The 6913-nt window shown below is 69.9% G+C and carries 8 protein-coding genes; 7 read left to right on the top strand and 1 reads right to left on the bottom strand.

From position 1 onward, the window contains the following. Positions 1–79 precede the first annotated feature (79 nt). Positions 80–922 (bottom strand): TIM barrel protein, encoded by an 843-nt coding sequence (locus tag IF67_RS0110115; protein WP_030984264.1) that lies wholly within the window; start codon positions 920–922, stop codon positions 80–82. Between the two features lie 136 nt (positions 923–1058). On the opposite strand from IF67_RS0110115, the gene IF67_RS0110110 reads away from it, so the two are divergent. The 7 genes from IF67_RS0110110 to IF67_RS0110080 all read left to right on the top strand — a co-directional run bounded on the left by IF67_RS0110110 (position 1059) and on the right by IF67_RS0110080 (position 6748). Beyond that, positions 1059–1328, top strand: coding sequence for a hypothetical protein (locus tag IF67_RS0110110; RefSeq protein WP_199812704.1), 270 nt, complete (start codon positions 1059–1061; stop codon positions 1326–1328). Then, the gene (locus IF67_RS0110105; RefSeq protein ID WP_030984260.1) at positions 1325–1705 is read left to right on the top strand and encodes a helix-turn-helix domain-containing protein; all 381 of its coding nucleotides are present in this window, start codon (positions 1325–1327) and stop codon (positions 1703–1705) included. The genes IF67_RS0110110 and IF67_RS0110105 overlap by 4 nt, the downstream gene beginning before the upstream one ends. A gap of 171 nt (positions 1706–1876) precedes the next feature. Beyond that, entirely contained in the window at positions 1877–2425 is a 549-nt protein-coding gene (uraD, locus tag IF67_RS0110100; protein ID WP_037839067.1) for a 2-oxo-4-hydroxy-4-carboxy-5-ureidoimidazoline decarboxylase, read from the top strand. After that, positions 2422–2847, top strand: a complete 426-nt coding sequence (gene uraH / locus IF67_RS0110095) for a hydroxyisourate hydrolase (RefSeq protein WP_030984253.1) — start codon at positions 2422–2424, stop codon at positions 2845–2847. Before uraD ends, uraH begins: the two co-directional genes overlap by 4 nt. 7 nt (positions 2848–2854) lie before the next feature. Further along, positions 2855–3811: a factor-independent urate hydroxylase gene (gene pucL, locus IF67_RS0110090; protein ID WP_030984251.1), complete on the top strand. Its 957-nt coding sequence runs from the start codon at positions 2855–2857 to the stop codon at positions 3809–3811. A gap of 85 nt (positions 3812–3896) precedes the next feature. Continuing rightward, entirely contained in the window at positions 3897–5336 is a 1440-nt protein-coding gene (locus tag IF67_RS0110085; RefSeq protein WP_051817834.1) for a nucleobase:cation symporter-2 family protein, read from the top strand. Positions 5337–5344: 8 nt separating this feature from the next. Further along, positions 5345–6748 carry an 8-oxoguanine deaminase gene (locus tag IF67_RS0110080; protein WP_030984248.1) on the top strand — a complete coding sequence of 468 codons (1404 nt, stop codon included), beginning with the start codon at positions 5345–5347 and terminating at the stop codon, positions 6746–6748. Positions 6749–6913: the final 165 nt, after the last annotated feature.

The raw sequence follows: 6913 nt of genomic DNA, 5'->3' as shown, positions 1-6913 counted from the left end.
GCCCATGATGCCGAGACCGATCCACGCGATCTTGGGCAGATTGCTCATGAGGGTGCCTCTTTCGAAAAGCTGTGGGACGTCAGGAGTGGGCGGCGCGCAGAGGGGCCGGGAGCCACTCGAAGGCGCTCGCGCCCGGCCCGTCGCCGGGCTTGTACTCCAGGCCGGTCCAGCCGTCGTATCCGGCCTTCTTCAGCCGGCCCAGCAACGCCGTGAAGTCCAGGTCACCGGTGCCGGGGGCGCCGCGGCCGGGGTTGTCGGCGATCTGTACGTGGGCGGTCTTGGCGGTGTAGCGGTCGATGACCTCGTCCAGGTCCTCGCCGTTCATCGACAGGTGGTACAGATCCATCAGGAACCGGGCGTTGTCCAGCCCCGTCGCCGCGTTCACCGCGTCCACGACCTCGATGGCCTTCGGCGCGCTCACGATCGGGCAGTGGGGCGACTCCGGCGCGTTGAGCGCCTCGATCAGCAGCGACCCGCCGACTTCGGCGACCGCGCGGGCGGCGAAGGCCAGGTTCTCCAGCGCGAGCTCGTCCTGCTCCGCCTCCGGAACGCCCTCGATGCGGTTGCCGTAGAGGGCGTTGAAGGCCGTGCAGCCCAGCGAGCGGGCGAACTCCACGGCCACCGGCACGTTCGCCCGGAACTTCTCCGACTCCTCGCCCGGCACCGACAGGGCGCCGCGGTCGGGGCCGGGCAGCTGCCCGGCGTAGAAGTTCAGGCCCACCAGCCGCGTCCCGGCATCGTTCAGCGCGGCGCGCAGCGCCTCCAGCTCCGCCTGCTCCGGCACCGGGGAATCCACCCACGGCCACCACAGCTCCACCGCCGTGAAGCCCGCCGCCCGTGCGGCCGCCGGCCGCTCCAGCAACGGAAGCTCGGTGAACAGGATCGACAGATTGACGTTGAAGCGCGTGTCCGTGAAACCCATCGGGGCGGGCGCTCCTTCCGGATAGTGGAACTGTTTTTCTGCTTACTGGAACACTGCCTGGCGGCCTCAAAGGCTGTCAAGAGGGCCCCGGGGCAATTTCTGGTGGCCGGGCCGAACCGCGCGTAGGTTGAGCGGCGTGCGATTGAGAGTGGAGTTCACGACGGAGCCGTTCGACCTGGACGAGGCGCCGGCGCATGCGGTGGTGGCGCGGGACGTCGTCACGGGCGCGCGGCTGGACGCCGTCGACGTCGGTCCGTTCGGCAATACGGCCGAGGGCGACGCCGACCAGGTGCTCGGCGCGGTGGCCGCCCTGCTGCGCGAGTCCCTCCAGGCGGGTGCCACCCGGGTCTCCCTCCAGGTGAACGTGATCCGGGATGCCGGGCAGGGCGAGGGGGAGGCGACGTGACGGAGCCCGCCGACCACCCGTTCGTCCAGGCGGTCAAGCCGCTGATCGACGCGATGGGCGGACAGCTGGTCGCGCCGGACCAGGCTCAGGGCGACGATGTCGTGCTGACCTGGGAGGGGCAGGACCGGGTTGCCGTACGGCTCCCGCATCTGTCGGACTCGCTCGACCACATCCTGGCCGAGCTCCAGCGCCGGCACGGCATGCCGCTGGCGGAGCTGGACCGCAAGACCAAGCAATCGGTGGTGCGGATCCTGGAGTCCCGTGGCGCCTTCTCGGTACGGCACGGCGTGGAGACGGTCGCGAGTGCCCTCGGCGTCAGCCGCTTCACCGTGTACAACTACCTGAACAGGGAAAACGCCGCGAAGGACGCCGACTGAGGCGGGTCCTCGCCGGGGCGTGGCCCCCCTCCCCGGGCCGCCGCCCCGCAGCGCCGGGCGGCGGCTTTTGTGTCGCCGAGTTTTCAACAAAGTGTTGACGTGTTGTTGCCGGGGGTCTTAGCTGTTTCCAGCCAAGCAGAGCTGTCCAGCACCAGGCCACGGAGGCTTCCCGTGTCTTCGAGTTCACCACGCTCGACGGGGGACACCCCCGAGCCCACGCCGGGGCTCACCCGGTTCAACACCGCCGACGACACCACCGCGCGGGCCGCGCTGCACGAGGTGTGTGCCAGCCGGGCCTGGGGGAGCAAGGTTCTCGCGCAGCGCCCCTACGCCACCACCGACGCCCTGTTCGCCGCGAGCGACGCCGCCATGGCGGAGCTGACCGCGGAGGACCTGGCCGAGGCGATGGCCGGGCACCCGCCGATCGGCAGGCCGAAGCCCGGTGACCCCACCTCGCACCGCGAGCAGAGCGGTATGTCCGGCGCCTCCGAAGCGCTCAAGGCGGAGATGCTCGAACTCAACCTGGCCTACCAGGAGAAGTTCGGGCACGTCTTCCTGATCTGCGCCTCCGGCCGTACCGGAGAGCAGATGCGTGACGCGGTCCGTAACCGGATCGACAACACGCCGGAACAGGAACGAGAGATCGTCCGTGGGGAACTGGGCAAGATCAACCGCATCCGCCTGACCCGTATCGCGCACGCAGAAGGAGACGCAGCATGAGCAGCGAGACGGCTGCACGGACGTCGGTGTCCACGCACATCCTGGACACCAGCGTGGGCCGCCCCGCGGAGGGCGTCGCCCTCACGCTCTCGGTGCGCTCCGGCAGCGACGGCGCCTGGGCCGCCCACGGCGCCTCCACGACCGACGCGGACGGACGCTGCAAGGACCTTCCGGCCCTGCCCGAAGGCACCACCCATGTGCGCCTCGACTTCGCCGTCGAGGAGTACTTCGTATCGCATCAGCACCGCGCAGACCACAAGGCAACTCAGCAAGCCGAGGAACAGCAGGACGCCCCCCGCGTAAGGGACAGCGGAGCTTTCTTCCCGGAGGTGGCAATCACCTTTGCCGTCATGCCGGGCGAGCACTATCACGTACCGCTGCTGCTCAACCCGTTCGGCTACTCCGTATACCGAGGGAGCTAGCACCGACATGACTGCCCATTCCCGCCCGGCCCGCCCGGTGATTCTCGGCCAGAACCAGTACGGCAAAGCGGAGAACCGCGTCGTCAAGATCACCCGCGACGGCGACACGCACCACATCAAGGACCTGAACGTCTCGGTCGCGCTCTCCGGCGACCTGGAAGAGGTCCACCTCTCCGGCTCCAACGCCCACTGCCTGCCGACGGACACCACGAAGAACACCGTGTACGCCTTCGCCAAGGAGCACGGGATCGAGTCGGCCGAGCAGTTCGGCATCCATCTGGCCCGGCACTTCGTCACCAGCCAGGAGCCGATCCACCGGGCCCGTATCCGGATCGAGGAGTACTCCTGGGAGCGGATCGCCACCTCCGACGCCAGCTCCCGCTTCATCGGCGCCGACGAGGTCCAGCACTCCTTCGTCCGCAAGGGCCAGGAGACCCGGCTGACCGAGATCACCTACGACGGTGAGCAGTGGCAGGTCATCTCCGGTCTGAAGGACCTCGTGGTGATGAACTCCACCAACTCGGAGTTCTGGGGCTACATCAAGGACAAGTACACGACCTTGAAAGAGGCCTACGACCGTATCCTGGCCACCGAGGTGTCCAGCCGCTGGCGGTTCAACTGGACCGACGACGAGCAGCGGATGCCGAACTGGGAGCGTTCGTACGAGCAGGTCAAGAAGCACATGCTCCAGGCGTTCGCGGAGACCTACAGCCTCTCGCTCCAGCAGACCCTGTACCAAATGGGGTCGCGCGTGATCAACAACCGCTCCGAGATCGACGAGATCCGCTTCTCCCTCCCGAACAAGCACCACTTCCTCGTGGACCTGGAGCCGTTCGGGCTCAAGAACGATACCGCCGATGGAGCTGTCTACTACGCGGCCGACCGCCCGTACGGCCTGATCGAAGCCACTGTTCTGCGCGACGGTGTCGAGCCCAGGATCCCGGTGGATCTGACGAACCTCTGAGTGGCTCCGACGTCACGCCGTGCCTCGCGTTCCCCTCCCCGCCCCGCGGCGGGGAGGGGAACGTGAAACCCGAGGGGAACGACCCATGGCACAGCAATCGCACGCCCCGCACCACCCCGCGCCACCGGTCCATCCCGTGGACGAGAAGCCGGCTGCCAAGCGGCTCGTACCGGCCGCACTCCAGCACATCGCCGCCATGTACGCCGGTGTCGTCACCCCTCCGCTCATCATCGGCCAGGCGGTCGGTCTGGACCCCGCGGGCCGGACCCGGCTGATCGCCGCCGGTCTGCTCATCGCCGGGCTCGCCACGCTCCTCCAGACGCTCGGCATCCGCGAACTCGCCGGCAACCGCCTCCCGTTCGTCAACGCGGCCAGCTCCGCCGGCATCACCCCCCTGCTCGCCATCGCCGAGACCACGGCCAAAGGGCATCAACTCCCCGCGATCTACGGGGCGGTGATGGTCGCCGGGGTCTTCTGCCTCGCGGTCGGCCCGTTCTTCGGCAGACTGCTCCGCTTCTTCCCGCCACTGGTCACCGGTGTCGTCATCACCCTCATCGGGGTCACCCTGATGCCCGTGCCGGTCGGCTGGGCGCAGGGCGGCGACGAACACGCCGCCGACTTCGGCGCCATGAAATACCTGGCGCTGGCCGCCTTCACCCTCGTGGTGATCCTGCTCGTCCAGCGCTTCACCCGGGGCTTCCTCAAGCAGATCGCGCTGCTGATCGGCCTGGTCGTCGGCACCCTCGCCGCGATCCCCTTCGGGATGGCGAGCTTCGACGGGCTGCGCACGGCCCCGGTCGCCGCCCTGCCCACCCCGTTTGCCTTCGGCGCCCCCGAGTTCCAGCCCGCCGCGATCCTCTCGCTGTGCCTCGTGATGCTGGTGCTGATGACGGAGTCGTCGGCCGGGATGCTGGCGCTCGGCGAGATCTGCGACCGCCCGACCACCGGCGCCACCCTCACCCGGGGACTGCGCACCGACGGCCTCGCCACCCTGCTCGGCCCCGTCTTCGGCGGCTTCCCGACCAGCGCCTTCGCGCAGAACGTCGGGGTGGTCTCGCTGACCCGGGTCCGCAGCCGGTATGTCGTGGCGCTGGCCGGCGGCACGCTCCTCGTCCTGGGCGCGTTCCCCGTGCTGGGCGCGGTCGTCTCGCTGGTGCCGATGCCCGTCCTCGGCGGCGCCGGGATCGTGTTGTTCGGGTCGATCGCGGTCAGCGGTATCCGTACGCTCTCCGAGGCCGGTCTCGACGACAGCTCCCACATCATCCTGGTGGCCGTGTCGCTGGGCGCCGGCATCATCCCGCTGGCCGCGCCGACCTTCTACGCCGACTTCCCCGCCTGGGCACAGACCGTGCTCGGCTCGGGGATCAGTGCGGGCGCGCTGGTCGCGGTCCTGCTCAACCTGTTCTTCCACCATCTCGGCACCCGGAGCACCCCGCGGGCAGCGGTACTGTCAGCCGCCTCGCCCGGCTCCGGCACTCAAATCCCCTGGGGCCATGCCGTGCCCAAAGCCCCGTACCGAAAGTAGGAAGCCTCATGGCTGCATCGGCATCCCCTGACAGCGCGGTGAAGCAGCGCATCGTCATCGAGAACTGCGCCATCGCGACGGTCGACGCCCACGACACCGAGTACGCCACCGGTCATGTGGTGGTCGCCGGCCACCTCATCGAGTCGGTGGGCGCCGGCCGGGCCCCCGAGGGCCTGGAGAACGTCGTCCGCCGGGTGGACGGCACCGGACACCTCGTCACCCCCGGACTGGTCAACACCCACCACCACTTCTATCAGTGGATCACCCGCGGCCTGGCCACCGACCACAACCTGTTCAACTGGCTGGTCGCGCTCTACCCGACCTGGGCCCGTATCGACGCCCCGATGCTCGCCGCGGCCACCCAGGGCTCGCTCGGCACGATGGTCAAGGGCGGCGTCACCACCGCCTCCGACCACCACTACGTCTTCCCCCGGGGCTCCGGCGACCTCGTCGGCGCGGAGCTTGCGGCGGCCGCCGAGATCGGGGCCCGGATCACCCTGGCCCGCGGTTCCATGGACCGCAGCGAGAAGGACGGCGGGCTGCCCCCGGACTTCGCCGTCGAGACCACCGAGGGCGCCCTGCTGGCGACCGAGGAGGCCATCGACGCCCACCACGACGCCTCCTTCGGCTCGATGGTGCATATCGCCGCCGCGCCCTGCTCGCCGTTCTCCGTCTCCACCGAACTCATGCGGCAGGGAGCCGAGCTGGCCCGCCGTAAGGGCGTACGGATGCACACCCACGGCTCGGAGACCGTGGAGGAGGAGAAGTTCTGCCACGAGCTGTTCGGCATGGGCCCGACCGACTACTTCGAGTCGACCGGCTGGCTCGGTGACGATGTGTGGATGGCGCACTGCGTCCACATGAACGACTCCGACATCGCCGCCTTCGCCCGCACCGGCACCGGCGTCGCGCACTGCCCGTCCTCCAACGCCCGTCTCGCGGCCGGTATCGCCCGGGTCCCCGACATGCTCGCGGCCGGCGTCCCGGTCGGCCTCGGCGTCGACGGCACCGCCTCCAACGAGTCCGGCGAACTCCACACCGAACTGCGCAACGCGCTGCTGATCAACCGCCTCGGCGCCCACCGGGAGGCCGCGCTCAACGCCCGTAAGGCGCTGCGGCTGGGCACCTACGGTGGCGCGCAGGTCCTCGGCCGGACGTCCGAGATCGGCTCGCTGGAGGCCGGCAAGCTCGCCGACCTGGTGCTGTGGAAGCTGGACGGCCTCGGCCACTCCTCCATCGCCGACCCGGTCACCGCCCTCGTCTTCGGCGCGGCGGCGCCGGTCACCCTCTCCCTCGTCGGCGGCAGGCCGGTCGTCGAGGACAACCACCTCAGCAACGTCGACGAGGACGCCATCGCCCGCACCGCGCGGGCCGAGGCACAGCGTCTGGCCCGTATCGCCGCCGGGGGCTGACCCCACGGCGCGGTCACACGGCCGACGCATACCCCTGAACTCGGCCGGGAGGGACGGCTCCCGGCCGGGCTTGTGGATCCGAGCGGGATCCGCAAGCGCCGGACCCGGGGGTGCGGGATCTTCTCGTACCCCCGGGCCGGTCGGCTCCCACCCCTGGGCCGGCCG

Source organism: Streptomyces sp. NRRL S-1813, assembly GCF_000719605.1.
GTDB lineage: Bacteria > Actinomycetota > Actinomycetes > Streptomycetales > Streptomycetaceae > Streptomyces > Streptomyces decoyicus.
This window is presented reverse-complemented; position numbering and strand designations above follow the sequence as displayed.